This is a genomic window from Pseudomonas sp. RW10S2 (assembly GCF_014268985.1).
GTDB lineage: Bacteria > Pseudomonadota > Gammaproteobacteria > Pseudomonadales > Pseudomonadaceae > Aquipseudomonas > Aquipseudomonas wayambapalatensis.
In genome coordinates, this window is record NZ_JABWRO010000035.1 from 13043 (window position 1) to 28253 (window position 15211).

Consider the following 15211-nt stretch of genomic DNA (forward strand, 5'->3'; position numbering starts at 1 on the left):
GCTTACTTAGCGGCACGCTCCTTGGCGATCAGTTGGTCGGCGACGTTCAGGACGCCTTCCGGCCCGCCAGCGGTACCCAGGTCGAAGCGGTACTTGCCGTTGACCACCATGCTCGGCACGCCGGTGATTTCGTACTTCTTCGCCAGTTCCTTGGCCTGGTTGACCTGGCCCTTGATGGCGAACGAGTTGAAGGTGGCGAGGAACTTGTCCTTGTCCACGCCTTGGGTGGCGAGGAAGTCGGCCATGTCGTTCGGGTCGGTCAGGCGCTTGCGCTGGTTCTGGATGGCATCGAAGACTGCGGCGTGGACCTTGTGCTCGACGCCCATGGCTTCGAGGGTCAGGAACATCTGGCCGTGGGCATCCCAAGGGCCGCCGAACATGGCCGGGACGCGCTTGAAGTTGACGTCTGCCGGCAGCTTGTCGACCCAGGGGTTGATGGTGGGTTCGAAGTGGTAGCAGTGCGGGCAGCCGTACCAGAACAGCTCGACGACTTCGATCTTGCCTGGCTGCGAGACCGGGACCGGGTTGCTCAGCTCGATATATTCCTTGCCGGCCACAGGCTCTGCGGCCTGTACCGCGGCCATACCGAATACGCTGGCGGCGACCAGCGCAGCGCTGAGAATCAGTTTACGCATGCTTTACTCCTGAGCAGTCAGTGGTCGCCTCGACACGACCTATGCTGTGACAGGCCATGAAGGGCTCGAGTTCTGTAGTGTAACGGCTGGGACCATAAAAAAGGGCGGCCTGCGCCACCCTTTTCATGTTTAGCGATGGTGCATTAACCGAGTGTTAACGCTCGCCTCAATGCAGCCCCTGGATATAGCTGGCCAGCGCCTCGATATCCTTGTTGCTCAGCTTGCCGGCGATGGTGCGCATGGTCATGGCATCGCCATCGTTGGTGCGGTTGCCTTCACGGAAGTCGGTGAGCTGCTTGCTGACATACTGCGAGTGCTGGCCGCTCAGGTGAGGGAAGCCGGCCAGGGCGATGCCTGCGCCGTTAGGGGAGTGGCAACCGGTACAGGCCGGCATGCCTTTCTCCAGGTCACCGCCGTTGAACAGCGCACGACCACGCTCTACCAGCTTGGGATCTGCCGCGCCGACACTGCCTTTCTGGCTGGCGAAGTAGGCGGCGATATCGGCCAGGTCCTGGTCATTGAAGGCCGCCAGCATGCCGGTCATTTCCAGCACCGTGCGCTTGCCCGACTTGATGTCGTGCAGTTGCTTCTCAAGGTAGCGCTGGCCCTGGCCGGCCAGTTTCGGGAAGTTCGGCGCCAGGCTGTTGCCGTCGGGGTTATGGCAGGCACCACAGACCGCAGTCTTCGCCTGGCCGGCAGCGGCATCGCCTTTGATGGGGTCGGCAGCAGTGGCCGCACCTGCGACACCCATGGTCAACAGCAGACTCACGAATAGTTTGTTCATCAGCTAATCCAACACGGCTAAGGGTGAAATGTTATGTATCGGGACTGCCGCTCATCCAAAGGATGACCAATCGGTAGTCCTCGGCACTGCAGTCCATGCACAATCCACGCGGCGGCATAGCCTTGAAACCCTGGGTAACATGCGCCACCAGTACATCCAGACCTCGCGCCAGCCTCGGTTCCCAGGCCGCCGCATCGCCCTTCCTCGGGGCCTGTGGCAGCTGACCGGCGTGACAGGCCGCACATGTGCGGTTGTACAACGCCTCGGGATCCTGTGTAGCCTGTGCGCTGAAAAACGGCTGGAACATACCGACCGCCAGCAGCCATTTCGCCATGCGGAACGACCTGACAGGGTTGGGGGCCGCGCTGCGTTCTGATGCGCGAGCTAGTGATCGACACCCCATGCTCGTTCTCCTTCGCTGGGAGAATGAGCACACAAAAACTGGGGCATTATATACTTCCGCCCTCCAAACGGAAACGCGGCCTGGATCAGGCAACACCCACATCGGATATCCCATGCAAGTCAAGAACCCCATCCTCGGCCTCTGCCAGAAAGCCAAATTCGCCCTCAGCGCTGCCAAGGTCGAACAATGCCCGGAAGACCAGGGCTACGAGGTGGCTTTCGCCGGCCGCTCCAACGCCGGTAAATCCAGCGCCCTCAATACCCTGACCCATGCCAGCCTGGCGCGTACCTCCAAGACCCCGGGGCGCACCCAGCTGTTGAATTTCTTCAGTCTGGACGATGAACGGCGTTTGGTCGACCTGCCAGGTTACGGTTATGCGAAAGTGCCGATTCCGCTCAAGCAGCACTGGCAGAAACACCTGGAGGCCTACCTGGGCGGGCGCGAGTGCCTGCGCGGCGTGATCCTGCTGATGGATGTGCGCCACCCGATGACCGATTTCGACAAGATGATGCTCGACTGGGCCAAGGCCAGCGGCATGCCCATGCACATCCTGCTGACCAAGGCTGACAAGCTCACTCACGGCGCGGGCAAGAACACCCTGCTCAAGGTGCAGTCGGAAATTCGCAAGGGCTGGGGCGACGCGGCGTCCATCCAGCTGTTCTCGGCACCCAAGCGTCAGGGGCTGGAAGAGGCCTATCGGGTCTTGGCGGATTGGATGGAGCTGGAAGACAAGCCGGTGGCTTGAAGATCCACCTGCAATCTGTGGCGGCGGGCCGGTCCGCTGCCACAGGCTTCTCCAGCAGCGATGAGGCAAATTCCGGGCAAAAAAAACCCCGGACTTCATATGGGGAGGGGGAAGTTCGGGGTCCAAGTCCGGACCGCTAGGGCGGGGTCCAGATATCTGCCAACACTTAACACAACATAGGAGCATCGAAAGGCTTCACCAGCCATTCAGTTACTCTGAGTTCCGGTTCACCGGTTTAGTTCCGAAGCCTTGAAAACTATTTGCGATAGTTTCATGAATCTTCAGAACCGGGGGGGGCGAGGAGCCGACCCTGCGGATCTGCGGCACTACGACACAGATCCTACTCTTCTTCGCCCTACCGTTTAGTGAGCTTCGTCCCAATTCGAGCCTACGCCGACTTCGACCAGCAGCGGAACATCGAGCTGCGCGGCGTTGCTCATGTAGGGGCGAATTTCGGCCTTCACCTGTTCGACCAGGTCTTCACGCACCTCCAGCACCAGTTCATCGTGCACCTGGAGAATCACCCGGGCATCCAGGCCACTGTCGCTCAGCCAGTTGTCCACCGCGACCATGGCGCGCTTGACGATGTCGGCCGCCGTACCCTGCATCGGCGCGTTGATCGCGGTACGCTCGGCACCTTTGCGCAGGGCCGGGTTCTTGGCATTGATGTCCGGCAGGTACAGGCGCCGCCCGAACAAGGTTTCGACGAAGCCCTGCTCGGCGGCCTGGGTGCGGGTGCGCTCCATGTAGGCCAGCACGCCGGGATAGCGCGCGAAGTAGCGGTCGATGTAGTCCTGCGACTGCTTGCGATCGACGCCGATCTGCTTGGCCAGGCCGAAGGCGCTCATGCCGTAGATCAAGCCGAAGTTGATGGCCTTGGCGCTGCGACGCTGGTCGTTGGTGACTGCATCCAGCGCCACGCCGAATACTTCTGCGGCCGTCGCGCGGTGCACATCAAGGTCATTGCGGAAGGCGTGCAGCAGGCCTTCATCCTTGGCCAGGTGGGCCATGATGCGCAGCTCGATCTGCGAGTAGTCCGCGGCCAGCAGCTTGTAGCCGGGGCTGGCAACGAAGGCCTGGCGGATGCGTCGGCCTTCGGGAGTGCGTACAGGAATGTTCTGCAGGTTCGGATCGCTGGACGACAAGCGCCCGGTGGCGGCCACCGCCTGCTGGTAGGAGGTGTGGATACGCCCGGTACGCGGGTTGATCTGGTCCGGCAGCTTGTCGGTATAGGTGCTCTTGAGCTTGCTCAGGGAGCGGTACTCCATCAGCACCGTCGGCAGCGGATAGCCTTCGGCGGCCAGGTCCGCGAGCACGGCTTCGGCCGTGGAAGCCTGGCCCTTGGCAGTCTTGCTCAGTACCGGCATGCCCAGCTTATCGTAGAGGATCACCCCCAGTTGCTTGGGTGAACCCAGGTTGAATTCTTCGCCCGCCAGCTCGAACGCCCGACGCTCGAGCTCGGCCATCTTCACGCCCAGCTCACCGCTCTGCACCTTGAGCAGCTCCGCGTCGACCAACGCGCCCTGGCGCTCGATCCTGGCCAGCACCGGCACCAGCGGCATCTCGATGTCCATAAGCACCGGCTGCACACTGGGCGTTTTCGCCAGGCGTGCCTGCAGTGCGTGGTGCAGGCGCAGGGTGATGTCGGCATCTTCGGCGGCGTACGGGCCAGCCTTGTCCAGATGGATCTGGTTGAAGGTCAGCTGCTTGGCGCCCTTGCCAGCGATATCCTCGAAGGCGATGGTGCTGTGGTCGAGGTACTTCTGCGCCAGGCTGTCCATGTCGTGACGCGTGGCGGTGGAATCGAGCACATAGGATTCGAGCATGGTGTCATAGGCCACGCCACGCATCTGGATCGGCAGCGAAGCGTTGGCCAGGATGTTGATGTCGTACTTGGCGTTCTGCCCGACCTTGGCCTTGGCCGGGTCTTCCAGCAACGGCTTGAGCGCCTTCAGCACCGCGTCGCGGTCCAACTGCTTCGGAGCACCTTCGTAGTCGTGGGCCAGCGGCACATAGGCCGCTTCATGGGGCTCGACCGCGAACGACAGGCCGACCAGCTCCGCACGCTGGGCATCCAGGCCGGTGGTCTCGGTGTCGAAGGCGAACAGCGGCGCCTGGCGCAGCTTCTCGAGCCAGACATCGAAGCGCGCCTGGTCGAGGATGGTTTCGTATTTCGCCTCGACCTGGGCCGCAGGCTCCTCGACCGGAGCAATGGTGTCACCCTCCCGGGCGGCGTCGCGCTGTACCTCGGCGACCCAGCTCTTGAACTCCATTTCGGTGTACAGCGCCAGCAATGCTTCGCGGTCCGGCTCGCCGCACACCAGGGCATCGACCTCGACATCCAGCTCGACATCGACCTTGATGGTCGCCAGCTCATACGACAGGAACGCCGCGTCGCGGTGCTCCTCGAGCTTGGCCGGCAGGGTCTTGGCGCCGCGAATGGCCAGGCCCGGCACCTTGTCGAGGTTCTCGTACAGGTCACGCAGGCCCCCACCGATACCGGTCAACAGGCCCACGGCGGTCTTCTCGCCGACTCCCGGAACACCCGGGATGTTATCGACCTTGTCGCCCATCAGGGCCAGGAAGTCGATGATGTGCTCGGGACCGACGCCGAACTTCTCGTGCACGCCAGCCACGTCGAGCACCGTGCCGGTCATGGTGTTGACCAGGGTGATGTGGCCGTCTACCAGTTGCGCCATGTCCTTGTCGCCGGTCGAGATGATGACCGGACGCCCGGCTGCCGCACTGCTGCGGGCCAGGGTGCCGATCACGTCGTCGGCCTCGACGCCTTCGACGCACAGCAGCGGGTAGCCCAGGGCCCTGACGCTGGCGTGCAGCGGTTCGACCTGCAGGCGCAGGTCGTCGGGCATGCTCGGGCGGTTGGCCTTGTACTCGGCGAACATGGCATCGCGGAAAGTGCCGCCCTTGGCGTCGAAGACCACCGCGAACAGGCTGTCCGGGTATTGCTTGCGCAGGCTCTTGAGCATGTTCAGCACGCCCTTGACCGCACCGGTGGGCATGCCCTTGGACGTGGTCAGCGGCGGCAGGGCGTGAAAGGCGCGGTAGAGGTAGGACGAACCGTCCACCAGGACGAGGGGCGCTTGGCTCATGAGGAGAATCAACCTTTTCGACGGGTCCGGAGCTAGAATAGCCGGATCAGTGACGACAAAAGGACTTAGGTTATCATGCGTACACCCATTCGCCTGTTACTGCTCAGCCTGCTGGCCACCATGCCGGTCGTTACGCTGGCGGCGGACGACGCCCCATCGGCAGATCCCGATGTGACCATTCGCACGGAAGGCGACAGAACCATCCAGGAGTACCGTCAGAACGGTTTCCTGTATGCGATCAAGATCACGCCGAAAAACGGCAAGCCTTATTTCCTGGTACGCGCCGATGGCTCCGATGGCAATTTCATTCGATCCGACCAGCCGGACATGCTGATTCCGTCCTGGAAGATCTTCGAATGGTAAGGTAGTAACGCGTATCGTTCTTATCAACCAGGCACTTCCTCCTGGAAGTGCCCGTATGGGCAACTTTTCAACATGTCAGTCTTCACCCCTGTGTCCCGGCCTGAGCTGGAAACCTTTCTGGCGCCATACGAGCTGGGCCGTCTGCTCGACTTCCAGGGCATTGCCGCCGGAACCGAAAACAGCAATTTCTTCGTAAGCCTGGAAAAAGGGGAATTCGTACTGACGCTGATCGAGCGTGGGCCGGCCGAAGACATGCCGTTCTTCATCGAACTGCTCGACGTGCTGCATGACGCCGACATGCCCGTCCCCTACGCGGTGCGCGATCGCGACGGCAATGGTCTGCGCGAACTGTGCGGCAAGCCGGCACTGCTGCAGCCGCGGCTGTCGGGCAAGCACGTCAAGGCGCCGAACAACCAGCACTGCGCCCAGGTCGGCGAGTTGCTGGCGCATATCCACCTGGCGACCCGTGAGCGCATCATCGAGCGCCGCACCGACCGCGGCCTGGACTGGATGCTGGCGTCCGGCGCCGAGCTGCTGGCCGGGCTCGACGCCAGCCAGGTGGCGCTGCTGCAACCGGCGCTGGACGAGATCAACGTGCACAAGGCGCAGATCCTCGCCCTGCCACGGGCCAACCTGCACGCCGACCTGTTCCGCGACAACGTGATGTTCGAAGGCACCCACCTGACCGGTCTGATCGACTTCTACAACGCCTGTTCCGGGCCGATGCTGTACGACATCGCCATCACCGTGAATGACTGGTGCCTGAACGAAGCGGGCGGCATCGACCTGCCGCGCGCCCAGGCACTGTTGGGCGCCTACGCCGCGCTGCGGCCGTTCACCGCCGCCGAGGCCGAGCTGTGGCAGGTGATGCTGCGGGTGGGTTGCGTGCGTTTCTGGCTGTCGCGGTTGATTGCGGCGCGGGACTTTGCCGGCATGGACGTGACGATCCATGATCCGAGCGAGTTCGAGGTGCGGTTGGTGCAGCGCCAGCAGGTGGCGTTGAAGTTGCCGTTCGCGCTGTAAGCGCGGCGGCCCAATCGCGGGGCAAGTCGAATCGTCGCACCGCCGCTCCCACAGACACAGCGCTGCCCCCAGAATCAGCGCCTTGCCTGTGGGCGGTGCGACGATTCGTCTTGCCCCGCGATAGGGCCGGGTCAGCCGCTAGAGATGCTCCAGGCAACCGGTCAGATCATTCCCCAGCTTCTCCAGCAAGCGCTCGTAGCCCTTGCCATCCACCGTATCGGTCCCACCCAGCGCATCCAGTTCCGCCAAGGTCACCGGCAGCCCGGCCACCAGCGTTTCGGCGAGGCGCGGACGGATCGGCGGTTCACTGAACACACAGGTCGGACCAACTTCCTGCAGGCGCTTGCGCATCGCCGCGACATGCTGCGCGCCCGGCTGCACCTCGGCGGCGACGCTGAACACGCCGGTATGGCGCAACCCGTACTCTGCCTCGAAGTAGTCGAAGGCTTCGTGGAACACGAAGTAGGGCTTGCCGGCAATGCCGGCCACGCGGGCCTTGATCCGCTGATCGAGCGCATCCAGGCGCTCGCCGAAGGCCTTCTGGTTGGCCTGGTAGCGCGCCGCATTGGCCGGATCCGCCGCCGCCAGGTCACTGGCCATTTTCGCCGCGATCACCCGAGCATTGACCGATGACAGCCACAGGTGCGCATCGAGCGACCCCGGGCGGTGATCATGATCGTGGTCGTCGTGGTCTTCTTCATGCGAGTGGCTGTCTTCGCCGAAACGGCGCAGCTTCATGCCAGGCAACGCCTGCACCGCGACAGTCGGCTTGCTCCGGCTGCCCAGCACGCGCGGCAGGAAGCTCTCCATGTCCGGGCCGATCCAGTACAGCAGGTCGGCGTCGCCCACCTTCCGTACGTCGGACGGGCGCAGGGCGTAGTTGTGCGGCGAGGCGCCGGGCGGCAGCAACACGTCGGGGCTGCCGACACCGTCCTGAACCGCGGCAGCGATCTGCTGCAGGGGCTTGATGCTGGTCAGCACACGCACGTCGGCGTGGGCCGAGAAAGTGATGAAAGCGACAAAGAGAGCAAGGAATCGGGACACGGTGGATACTCGGCTCGTCAGAAACAGGTAACATAATAACGTCTCCATCGATAACCGTCGCCGCCCATGTCAATCACGCCGCTGGCTCACCGTCCCCACGATCATTCCCATTGCGTCCACAGCGCCCTGGCCGAAGCCGACGCCCTGTGCGTCCGCCAGGGTCTGCGCCTGACCGCGCTGCGCCGCCGTGTGCTGGAGCTGGTGTGGCAAAGCCACAAGCCGCTGGGCGCCTACGACATCCTCGCGGTGCTCAGCGAGCAGGACGGTCGCCGCGCCGCGCCGCCGACCGTGTACCGCGCCCTGGACTTCCTGCTCGAGAACGGCCTGGTGCACCGCATCGCCTCGCTCAACGCCTTCATCGGCTGCAGCCACCCTGAACACAAGCACCAGGGCCAATTCCTGATCTGCCGCGAATGCCACGTGGCCATCGAACTGGAGCAGGAGAGCATCAGCGGCGCCATCGTCGCCAGTGCCAAGGCCGTGGGCTTTGCCGTCGAATCCCAGACCGTCGAAGTGGTCGGCCTGTGCGGCAACTGCCGGGGCGCCGCATGAGCGACGCGCTGATCCGCCTGGAGCAGGTCGGCGTCACCTTTGGCGGCGAGGCGGTGCTCGACAGCATCGACCTGTCGGTCGCACCGCGCCAGATCGTCACCCTGATCGGCCCCAACGGTGCTGGCAAGACCACCCTGGTGCGCGCCGTGCTCGGCCTGCTCAAGCCGCACAGTGGCAAGGTCTGGCGCAAGCCGCGCCTGCGCATCGGCTACATGCCGCAGAAGATCCAGGTCGACGCCACCCTGCCGCTGTCGGTGCTGCGTTTTCTGCGCCTGGTGCCGGGCGTGGATCGCGCCGCGGCGCTGTCGGCATTGCAGGAGGTGGGCGCCGAGCATGTCATCGACAGCCCGATCCAGACGGTCTCCGGTGGCGAGATGCAACGGGTACTGCTGGCTCGGGCGCTGCTGCGCGAGCCTGAGCTGCTGGTGCTCGACGAACCGGTACAGGGCGTGGACGTGGTTGGCCAGACCGAGCTGTACAACCTCATCACCCGCCTGCGCGACCGCCACGGCTGCGGCGTGCTGATGGTCTCCCACGACCTGCACCTGGTGATGAGCGCCACCGACCAGGTGGTCTGCCTGAACCGCCATGTGTGCTGTTCGGGCCACCCGGAGCAGGTCAGCAACGACCCGGCATTCGTCGAGCTGTTCGGCCAGAACGCGCCAAGCCTTGCGGTCTATCACCACCATCATGATCACAGCCACGACCTGCACGGTGCGGTGATCGCCCCCGGCGCCCATGTCCACGGAGAGCACTGCAAGCATGGCTGATTTTCTTCTGTACGCCTTGCTTGCCGGTCTTTCCCTGGCGCTGGTGGCCGGCCCCCTGGGCTCCTTCGTGGTCTGGCGGCGCATGGCCTATTTCGGCGACACCTTGTCCCATGCCGCGCTGCTGGGCGTGGCCCTGGGCTTCGTACTGGACGTCAGCCCCACGCTCGCGGTTACGGTCGGCTGCCTGTTGCTGGCGATCCTGCTGGTGACCCTGCAACAACGCCAGCCGCTGGCCTCCGACACCCTGCTCGGCATCCTCGCGCCCAGCACCCTGTCGCTGGGCCTGGTGGTGCTGAGCTTCATGCACGACGTGCGCATCGACCTGATGGCCTACCTGTTCGGTGACCTGCTGGCGATCAGTACCACCGACCTGTCATGGATTCTCGGCGGCAGTGTGTTGGTGCTGGCCTTGCTCGCGGTGCTCTGGCGCCCGCTGCTGGCAATCACCGTGCACGAGGAGCTGGCGATGGTCGAGGGCCTGCCAGTGGCGGGCCTGCGCATGGCGTTGATGCTGCTGATCGCGGTGGTCATCGCCGTGGCGATGAAGATCGTCGGCGTGCTGCTGATCACCTCGCTGCTGATCATCCCGGCCGCTGCGGCACAACGTCACGCGCGCTCGCCCGAGCAGATGGCCCTGGGCGCCAGCCTGCTGGGCGTGGCCGCGGTTTGCGGGGGGCTGGCGATGTCCTGGTTCAAGGATACGCCTGCCGGTCCGTCGATCGTGGTCTGCGCCGCAGTGCTATTCTTGCTGAGCCTGGCATTGCCCAAGCGCTGATATTTTCAGGGTGCGCATTGACGCACCCTGCAACCTTTGCGCCCGTAAAGGGTCTGTAAGACTTGTTTTCGAGCGTGCGCACCTGGGTGTAGACTTGCTCGCTTTTTGCGCAAATAGAGAGTCGCAGGAATGAAGCCGTTCGCCTCCCGTTATCTGCTTGTTGCCGCGTTTTCCCTGTTCCTGGCTGCCTGTTCCAGTGCCCCGGTCGAGCAGCCCGTCGCGCCTGCGCAGCCGGACGCCTGGCAGCAGTTGCAACAGAACATCGCCAGCAACGAGCTGGCCACCGCCGAAGACCAGCTCGCCAGCCTGCAGGCACAGTCGCCGAACGATGCGCGTATCGAGCAATACCAGCGCCAGATCGCCGAAGCCTACCTGCAGCGCAGCCAGATCGTCCTGCAGAAAGGCGACGTCAACGCGGCCGCCACCGCACTGGCCCGCGCCCGCGCACTGATGCCACAGGCACCGGCGCTGACCGGCGGCGATGCCGTCGCCCACGCCCGCCAGGCCGAGCTGGACAAGGCTGAAGCCGCGCTGAAGGCTGCAGAATCCAAGCCGCAGGCCCGGGTCATCGACCCAGCGGCACCGAGCACGGTGATTGCGCTGAAAACCACGGACATTGCAGCCATGCGCAAGCAGCTGGATGACATCGCCGCCGATGTGGTGAGTTACCAGTGCGAAGTGGTGTTCCAGGTGCCGCGCACCCAGGATGCACCGTGGCTCAAGACCCTGCTGCAGAAGCGGGTGAAGCGGGTCGATGCCGATTTTGCGTTGAAGCAGAAGCACGAGATCCAGCGTGCATTGCCAGCACAGGTGGTGCTGGTGCCGCATCAGCGCTGAAACAGCGTCGACATCTTCGCGGATAAACCCGCTCCCACAGATGCGTACATAACCTGTGGGAGCGGGCTTACCCGCGAACATATGCTACGGCATCAAGCCGGAATCGCTTCTGCAGCCGCCTCCCGCGCCCACACCCGGTGCCCTTCGACCGCCTTCACGAAAGCCTCCACGGTCTTCTGGTCATCCCCCAGCAGCAAACCCTTGTCCTCCTTGAGCCCCAGCGCCCCCAGCAGCGCCTTGCCGTCCTTGGCCAGGCCGATCGCCTTGAGGTGCTTGTAGCCTTCAAGCAGGAAGTGCTTGGACACCCCGCTCGCCGCCAGTGCATCCAGCGAGGCCTTGCCAGCCGGGACCAGGATCCCGTCGAACATGACCGACGGCATGCCTTCCATCGAGGCATCCACCGCCAGCGCCTTGCCGTCAGAGGTCTTCACCGGCGCCGAGGTCGGCCCCAGCAGCATGGGGCGTGCGCTGTGGGCCTCCAGCGCCTTGACCAGCCTGTCGACGCTGTCGCCATCCACGCCATTGGCTACCAGCAGCGCAACCTTGCGCCCCTTGATGCCCACATCGCCCGGATGATTCATCTGGCTCAAGGCCGGTGACGACTTGAGCTTCGATTCCTTGCCCTTGACCGTCCCGGCCTTGGGCGCCGGCAGGCCGAGATTCTGCGCGACTGCCGCTGCCAGCTTCAGGTCGATATTGGCCAGGATCTCGTTAACCTCCCGCGCGCGAATGTGCTCGCGCTCGACCTTGCCCAGCTCGAAGCTGTAAGCCTTGATGATGTGCTGTTGTTCGTTGTCGCTCATGCTGTGGAAGAACAGCCGCGCCTGCGAGAAGTGATCGCCGAACGAATCGCTGCGCTGGCGGATCTTGTGCGCGTCGACGCGCTCCTGATAGCTCTCGAAGCCGCCGTCCTGCGCTGCCGGCGGGGTTTCCTTCGGCCAGCCGCCATCGATGGAGTTGGGCTCGTAGGACGCACGCCCCTTGTCGATGGTCATCCGATGCATGGCATCGCGCTGGCCGCTGTGGTTAGGCGCGATTGGCCGGTTGATCGGGATTTCGTGGAAGTTCGGCCCGCCCAGGCGGCTGATCTGCGTGTCGGTGTAGGAGAACAGCCGGCCCTGGAGCAGCGGGTCGTTGGTGAAATCGATACCCGGCACGATGTGCCCCGGGCAAAAGGCGATCTGCTCGATTTCGGCGAAGAAGTTGTCCGGGTTGCGATCGAGCACCATCTTGCCCAGCGGCGTCACCGGCACCAGCTCCTCGGGGATGATCTTGGTCGGGTCGAGCAGGTCGAAGTCGAACTTGTGCTCGTCTTCCTCTGAAACGATCTGCACCCCCAGCTCCCACTCCGGGTAGTCACCGGTCTCGATGGCTTCCCACAGGTCGCGACGGTGATAGTCGGTGTCCTTGCCTGCCAGCTTCTGCGCTTCGTCCCACAGCACCGAGTGCACGCCCTGGCGGGGTTTCCAGTGGAACTTGACGAAACTGGCCACGCCCTCGGCGTTGATCAGGCGGAAGGTGTGCACCCCGAACCCTTCCATCATCCGCAGGCTGCGCGGAATGGCGCGGTCGGACATGGCCCACATGACCATGTGCGCCGACTCGGGCACCAGCGAAACGAAATCCCAGAACGTGTCGTGTGCCGAGCCGCCGGTGGGGATCTCGTTATGCGGTTCGGGTTTCACCGCGTGGACGAAGTCAGGAAACTTGATCGCATCCTGGATGAAGAACACCGGCATGTTATTGCCCACCAGGTCGAAATTGCCCTCATCGGTGTAGAACTTGACGGCAAAGCCGCGCACATCGCGCACCGTGTCACCGGAGCCACGAGGCCCCTGCACAGTGGAAAAACGCACGAACACCGGGGTGATCTTCTGCGGGTCCTGCAGGAAACCGGCCTTGGTCAGGGCACTGTGGTTGGCGTAGCTCTGGAAATACCCGTGGGCGCCGGTGCCGCGGGCGTGGACGATACGCTCGGGGATGCGCTCATGGTCGAAGTGGGTGATCTTCTCGCGCATGATGAAGTCTTCGAGCAGCGAAGGCCCGCGAGCGCCGGCCTTGAGGCTGTTCTGGTTGTCGGCGACCTTCACCCCCTGGTTGGTACGCAGCGCCTGGCCGGTGGCGTCGCTGCGGAAGGTTTCCAGGCTCTGCAGCTTGGCGTTGGTGTTGGCCTTGTCCGGGGTGTCGGCCCCGGCGACTTGGCTGGCATGCGGCGCGGTGCTCTTCTTGCTGGCCATCGGCGGTTCTCCTCATCAGTCTTCAGGCTGCCCTTTCGGGCTTGTTGAAGTAGTGACTGGACGCTTTCGCCAAGCGTTCCATCGGGATTACCGGTTGTCGCGTTATGCCGGATGGATTGGTCGATTACGAAATAAATGCTAAGAACAACTATGGGAAAAGGCTAAAATGCGCCACCCCAGCTCACCGCTGACCCCAATTTCCATGCGCCCCACAAGGTTCGCTACGTGATCGAGTTCCAACATGTGCACAAGACCTACCGCGTCGCCGGTAGGGACATCCCCGCCCTGAATCCGACCAGCCTGACCATCGAAAATGGCCAGGTGTTCGGCCTGATCGGCCACTCCGGCGCTGGCAAGAGCACCATGCTGCGCCTGATCAACCGCCTCGAAGCGCCGTCCGGCGGCAAGATCATCGTCGATGGCGAGGACGTCACCGCCTTCGACGCCAACCAACTGCGCCGCTTCCGCCAGCAGGTCGGCATGATCTTCCAGCACTTCAACCTGCTGGCCTCGAAAACCGTGGCCGACAACGTCGCCCTGCCACTGGTGCTCGCCGGCGAGCTGTCGCGCGGCGAGATCGACAAGCGCGTCAGCCAGTTGCTGGCCCGCGTCGGATTGTCGGACCACGCGAAGAAATATCCGGCACAGCTGTCGGGCGGCCAGAAACAACGCGTGGGCATCGCCCGGGCGCTGTCGACCAACCCGAAGATCCTGCTGTGCGACGAGGCCACCAGCGCCCTCGACCCGCAGACCACCGCCTCGGTGCTGCAATTGCTGGCCGAGATCAACCGCGAGCTGAAGCTCACCATCGTGCTGATCACCCACGAGATGGATGTGATCCGCCGCGTCTGCGACCGCGTGGCGGTGATGGACGCCGGGGTGATCGTCGAGCAGGGGCCGGTGGCGGACGTGTTCCTGCACCCGCAACACCCGACCACCAAGCGCTTCGTCCAGGAAGACGAGCAGGTCGACGAAGGCGACCAGCGCGACGACTTCGCCCACGTGCCGGGCCGTATCGTGCGCCTGACGTTCCAGGGCGACGCCACCTATGCGCCGCTGCTGGGCACCGTGGCCCGTGAGACCGGGGTGGACTACAGCATCCTGGCCGGCCGTATCGACCGCATCAAGGATGTCCCCTACGGCCAACTGACCCTCGCCGTCACCGGCGGCAACATCGACGCAGCGTTCGACCGCTTCAAGGCGGCTGACGTACATATGGAGGTCCTGCGCTGATGGACGCCCTGAATTTCTTCGCCAACGTCGACTGGTCCGAGATTTCCCTCGCCACCGGCGACACCCTGATCATGCTGTTCGGCTCCCTGCTGTTCACGGTACTGCTCGGCCTGCCGCTGGGCGTGCTGCTGTTCCTCTGCGGGCCGCGGCAGATGTTCGAGCAGAAGGGCGTCTACGCGCTGCTGTCGCTGATCGTCAACATCCTGCGTTCGCTGCCGTTCATCATCCTGCTGATCGTGATGATTCCGATCACCGTGCTGATCACCGGCACCTCGCTGGGCGTGGCCGGTGCCATTCCGCCGCTGGTGGTGGGCGCCACACCCTTCTTCGCGCGCCTGGTCGAGACCGCGCTGCGCGAGGTAGACCGCGGCATCATCGAAGCCACCCAGTCGATGGGCGCCACTACCCGCCAGATCATCACCAATGCCTTGCTGCCGGAGGCCCGTCCGGGCATCTTCGCGGCCATCACCGTCACCGCCATCACCCTGGTGTCCTACACCGCGATGGCCGGTGTGGTCGGCGCGGGCGGCCTCGGCGACCTGGCCATCCGCTTCGGCTACCAGCGTTTCCAGACCGACGTGATGATCGTCACCGTGGTGTTGCTGCTGGTGCTGGTGCAGATACTGCAGACCGTCGGCGACAAGCTGGTCGTACATTTTTCCCGTAAGTAAGCCTAACAGGGTCGGCCCGGCCGTCCCGT

Annotated in this window: 15 protein-coding genes; 9 read left to right on the forward strand and 6 right to left on the reverse strand. The window is 63.9% G+C overall.

The window, feature by feature from the left end; genetic code table 11:
- Window positions 1–2 precede the first annotated feature (2 nt).
- From dsbA to HU729_RS10190, 3 genes are all read right to left on the reverse strand, one after another.
- Window positions 3–635, reverse strand: a complete 633-nt coding sequence (gene dsbA, locus HU729_RS10180; RefSeq protein WP_186669943.1) for a thiol:disulfide interchange protein DsbA — start codon at window positions 633–635, stop codon at window positions 3–5.
- Between the two features lie 166 nt (window positions 636–801).
- Complete coding sequence (locus tag HU729_RS10185; RefSeq protein ID WP_054893351.1) at window positions 802–1419, reverse strand: c-type cytochrome; 618 nt, start codon at window positions 1417–1419, stop codon at window positions 802–804.
- Window positions 1420–1450: 31 nt separating this feature from the next.
- A complete protein-coding gene (locus HU729_RS10190) occupies window positions 1451–1753 on the reverse strand; it encodes a c-type cytochrome (RefSeq protein WP_186669944.1) in 303 nt (100 codons plus the stop codon).
- Between the two features lie 181 nt (window positions 1754–1934).
- On the opposite strand from HU729_RS10190, the gene yihA reads away from it, so the two are divergent.
- Window positions 1935–2567, forward strand: a complete 633-nt coding sequence (gene yihA / locus HU729_RS10195; RefSeq protein ID WP_054893353.1) for a ribosome biogenesis GTP-binding protein YihA/YsxC — start codon at window positions 1935–1937, stop codon at window positions 2565–2567.
- A gap of 362 nt (window positions 2568–2929) precedes the next feature.
- Here yihA and polA read toward each other — a convergent pair whose 3' ends face one another.
- Window positions 2930–5677 carry a DNA polymerase I gene (gene polA / locus HU729_RS10200; protein ID WP_186709823.1) on the reverse strand — a complete coding sequence of 916 codons (2748 nt, stop codon included), beginning with the start codon at window positions 5675–5677 and terminating at the stop codon, window positions 2930–2932.
- A gap of 75 nt (window positions 5678–5752) precedes the next feature.
- Here polA and HU729_RS10205 point away from each other — a divergent pair, with 75 nt between their 5' ends.
- Together HU729_RS10205 and HU729_RS10210 are read left to right on the forward strand one after the other, a co-directional pair.
- Window positions 5753–6040, forward strand: a complete 288-nt coding sequence (locus HU729_RS10205; RefSeq protein WP_063542000.1) for a DUF2782 domain-containing protein — start codon at window positions 5753–5755, stop codon at window positions 6038–6040.
- Between the two features lie 72 nt (window positions 6041–6112).
- Entirely contained in the window at window positions 6113–7063 is a 951-nt protein-coding gene (locus HU729_RS10210) for a homoserine kinase (protein WP_186669947.1), read from the forward strand.
- 138 nt (window positions 7064–7201) lie between these two features.
- On the opposite strand, the gene HU729_RS10215 is transcribed toward HU729_RS10210, so the two are convergent.
- Window positions 7202–8107 carry a zinc ABC transporter substrate-binding protein gene (locus tag HU729_RS10215; RefSeq protein ID WP_186669948.1) on the reverse strand — a complete coding sequence of 302 codons (906 nt, stop codon included), beginning with the start codon at window positions 8105–8107 and terminating at the stop codon, window positions 7202–7204.
- A 66-nt stretch (window positions 8108–8173) separates the two neighbouring features.
- Here HU729_RS10215 and zur point away from each other — a divergent pair, with 66 nt between their 5' ends.
- The 4 genes from zur to HU729_RS10235 all read left to right on the forward strand — a co-directional run bounded on the left by zur (window position 8174) and on the right by HU729_RS10235 (window position 11041).
- Entirely contained in the window at window positions 8174–8659 is a 486-nt protein-coding gene (gene zur, locus HU729_RS10220) for a zinc uptake transcriptional repressor Zur (RefSeq protein ID WP_186669950.1), read from the forward strand.
- A complete protein-coding gene (znuC, locus tag HU729_RS10225) occupies window positions 8656–9429 on the forward strand; it encodes a zinc ABC transporter ATP-binding protein ZnuC (protein ID WP_186669952.1) in 774 nt (257 codons plus the stop codon). The genes zur and znuC overlap by 4 nt, the downstream gene beginning before the upstream one ends.
- Entirely contained in the window at window positions 9422–10204 is a 783-nt protein-coding gene (gene znuB / locus HU729_RS10230) for a zinc ABC transporter permease subunit ZnuB (RefSeq protein WP_186669954.1), read from the forward strand. The genes znuC and znuB overlap by 8 nt, the downstream gene beginning before the upstream one ends.
- A 129-nt stretch (window positions 10205–10333) precedes the next feature.
- Window positions 10334–11041, forward strand: a complete 708-nt coding sequence (locus HU729_RS10235) for a PA5502 family lipoprotein (protein ID WP_186669956.1) — start codon at window positions 10334–10336, stop codon at window positions 11039–11041.
- Between the two features lie 92 nt (window positions 11042–11133).
- On the opposite strand, the gene katE is transcribed toward HU729_RS10235, so the two are convergent.
- Window positions 11134–13278: a catalase HPII gene (gene katE / locus HU729_RS10240; RefSeq protein ID WP_186709824.1), complete on the reverse strand. Its 2145-nt coding sequence runs from the start codon at window positions 13276–13278 to the stop codon at window positions 11134–11136.
- 225 nt (window positions 13279–13503) lie between these two features.
- Between katE and HU729_RS10245 the strand changes: the two genes are divergently transcribed.
- Together HU729_RS10245 and HU729_RS10250 are read left to right on the forward strand one after the other, a co-directional pair.
- Window positions 13504–14511: a methionine ABC transporter ATP-binding protein gene (locus tag HU729_RS10245; protein ID WP_186669960.1), complete on the forward strand. Its 1008-nt coding sequence runs from the start codon at window positions 13504–13506 to the stop codon at window positions 14509–14511.
- Window positions 14511–15182, forward strand: coding sequence for a methionine ABC transporter permease (locus tag HU729_RS10250; RefSeq protein WP_186669962.1), 672 nt, complete (start codon window positions 14511–14513; stop codon window positions 15180–15182). Before HU729_RS10245 ends, HU729_RS10250 begins: the two co-directional genes overlap by 1 nt.
- The last annotated feature ends 29 nt before the right edge of the window (window positions 15183–15211 follow it).